We start from the raw sequence: 2,569 nt of genomic DNA, 5'->3' as shown, positions 1-2,569 counted from the left end.
TAAAAGCGATCAGTCCCGCGATCGCCCACAGCCGGATCGTCCCCCGATCGGGCAGAACCGGATCGTGATCGAAAGGGATCGGTGCGCCTTCCGCCATTCACACACCCGTCGCGGGATCGGGGTATGGAACGGAACGCTGCGGAAGCGCTGCGAAGGCGTCGTTCTGGTTCGCTTCGCCGCTGAGGAGCAGTATCACCTTTCCAACCCCGACGATCATTTCGCCAGTTCCGTGGTTCTGTTGAAGGCAGCGGTGAAGCCATTGAGCGGGATGGTGAAGACAGGCGGTTCCCCGCCGCCGGAACGGGTGGCATTGACGATGAGCTTCTCGCCCTTCTTCAGTGCGTCCGTCACGACCGTCGGGAACGACAGCGGCACGAGGCAGCCGGCCGGAACGCAGGTCGAGAAGCGCGCGCCCTGTCCGAGATTCTGCTCGTCGATCTTCAGCTTCACGCCGTCATCGAGTTTCAGCCCGAACGGCAGCAGCAACATACCTTCCGTCTTGCCATCCGCCGGGGGCCGCAACTCGATGGCGAAGACGCGCTGGCCGGTCTGGTTGTTGCCCTGCGTCTGGCTGAACACGCAGACCTTTTCGTCATCGACGATGTTGCAGGCAACGGTCCAGTCGCCGTAGGTCTCGTTGATGGAGGCGGCGCCGTTGGGCAGCGTCGGCACCGGCCGTCCGGAAGCCGAGGCGGCGCGTGTATCGACCTGCGCAATCCGCTGTTCCGTCTGCCGCAGCCGTTCGGGGCCGGTTGCGGGAACCGCCGCTATGGCGGATGAGGTTGGGGCCAGCATCAGAAGAGAAAAAACGATGCCACGGGCGGAAAGGACGTTCGGGAAGCGGCTACGCGACATTGACTGACCTTTTGTTGTGCAAAGAAGCAGCGTCATGGTTCATTCCCTTGCCAGAGCCGCGACGGGTTCGAGGCGGGCGGCGCGCAGCGCCGGCATGAAGCCGAAGACGAGGCCGGTGACGAGCGCGGTCAGCACCGCGCCGAGCAGCGCCGTGCCGGTAAAAATGACCGGCATGGCGAAGGCGTGGGCCGCGACAGTGCCCGCCGCGATGCCGATCACAGCACCCGCGATGCCGCCGGTGCCCGCAACCATGACGGCTTCGGTGAGAAACTGGCGCAGGATGTCGGAAGTCCGCGCGCCCGTTGCCATGCGGATGCCGATCTCGCGCGTGCGCTCGCCCACCGTCATCAGCATCACGTTCATGACGCCGATGCCGCCGACAAGCAGCGAGATGGCGGCGGTTGCGCCCAGCAGGAGCGTCATGGTGTCCTGCGTGCGCGACTGCGCCTCGATGCTCGCCGCCTGGTTGAACACCCTGAAGTCGCGCACGCCGTGCGCCCGCTCCAGCACACGCACGACATCCGCCTCCGTCTCCCTCGCCTGGGCGAGGTCATCGATCAGCACCGAGATCCACGACAGTTCCTGCCGGCCGAAGACACGGGCCGCGCCGGTGGGATAGGGAAACACGATGGTGTCGTCCTCGTCGCTGCCGGCGCCGCCGCTGCCCTTGGCGGCGAGCACGCCGATCACCTGGAACGGCACGCCGTCGACAAGAATGCTGCGCCGGATCGGATCGGAGCCGTCCGGGAACATGCGCGCCGCGAGCTTGGCCCCGATCACGGCAACCGTCGCCAGCCTGTGTTCGTCCTCGACGGTGAAGAACACGCCGCGCTCCACCGGCCAGCTCAGGATACGCGGGAAGTCCGTGGTGATGGCGATGCCCTGGGTGGGATAGTCGATATTGCCGGCTCTCACCGTCACCTTGCCCTGAAGGTAGGGCATGGCGGCAGTGACATTCGGCACCGAGCGGACGTAGGGTACGTCCTCCGGCAACAGCCGGCCGCCGGGGCCGCGGCTGCTTTCCCCGCCAGGGATGACGTAGAGGCGGTTGGCGCCGAAGGAGGCCATGCGGGCGACGACATCCTGCCGGGCGCCTTCGCCGATGGCGAGCAGCGCGATGACCGAGGCGACGCCGATGATGATGCCGAGCAGCGTGAGCATGGTCCGGAAGGGATTGGCACCCAGCGCCCGGGCTCCTGAGCGAAAGGCTTCGTGCATGTCCGCCAGCACCGACACCGCCGATGTTTTTTTGGATAGAACCTGGAGCGTGGGACCGAGGGCTGATGATCCTTCAAGGTGAGGACCATCGGGTGCAGCCTGTTCTGCCCCGTCGTTCCCGCTGTCACTGACGATGCGTCCGTCCCTGATCTCGACGATACGCTGCGCGGCTCTGGCGATGCCGTGATCGTGGGTGATGAGGATGATGGTGTGACCCTGTGCGGCGAGTTGCCTGAGCAGCGCCAGCACCTCCGTGCCGGTGGCGCTGTCGAGCGCGCCGGTCGGCTCGTCGGCCAGAATAATGCGCCCGCCGTTCATCAGCGCGCGGGCGATCGAGACGCGCTGCTGCTGGCCGCCGGAGAGCTGTCCCGGCCGGTAATGCAGGCGCTCGCCGAGGCCGAGCCGAGCGAGCAGCGCCGCCGCCCGCTCGTGGCGGGCCTTTTGGGGAAGGCCGGCATAGGCCGCCGGCACCTCGACGTTCTCGCAGGCCGTGATT

At 66.7% G+C, this 2,569-nt stretch carries 2 protein-coding genes; both read right to left on the bottom strand.

Annotated features, from left to right (window positions below; genetic code table 11):
- Nucleotides 1-213: 213 nt before the first annotated feature.
- Nucleotides 214-855, bottom strand: a complete 642-nt coding sequence (locus ACUSIJ_RS29510; RefSeq protein WP_449311982.1) for an invasion associated locus B family protein — start codon at nucleotides 853-855, stop codon at nucleotides 214-216.
- A gap of 39 nt (nucleotides 856-894) precedes the next feature.
- A partial coding sequence (locus ACUSIJ_RS29505; RefSeq protein WP_449311981.1) for an ABC transporter permease occupies nucleotides 895-2,569 on the bottom strand: 1,675 nt, incomplete at its 5' end.

It is taken from the genome of Pseudochelatococcus sp. B33 (assembly GCF_053570585.1).
Note: the sequence above shows the minus strand (reverse complement) of the source record. Positions and strands in the feature narration are given on the sequence as shown.

Coding starts and splice junctions, on each gene's coding strand:
- ACUSIJ_RS29510 (WP_449311982.1), bottom strand. CDS start 855: ATGTCGCGTAGCCGCTTCCCGAACGTCCTTTCCGCCCGTGGCATCGTT.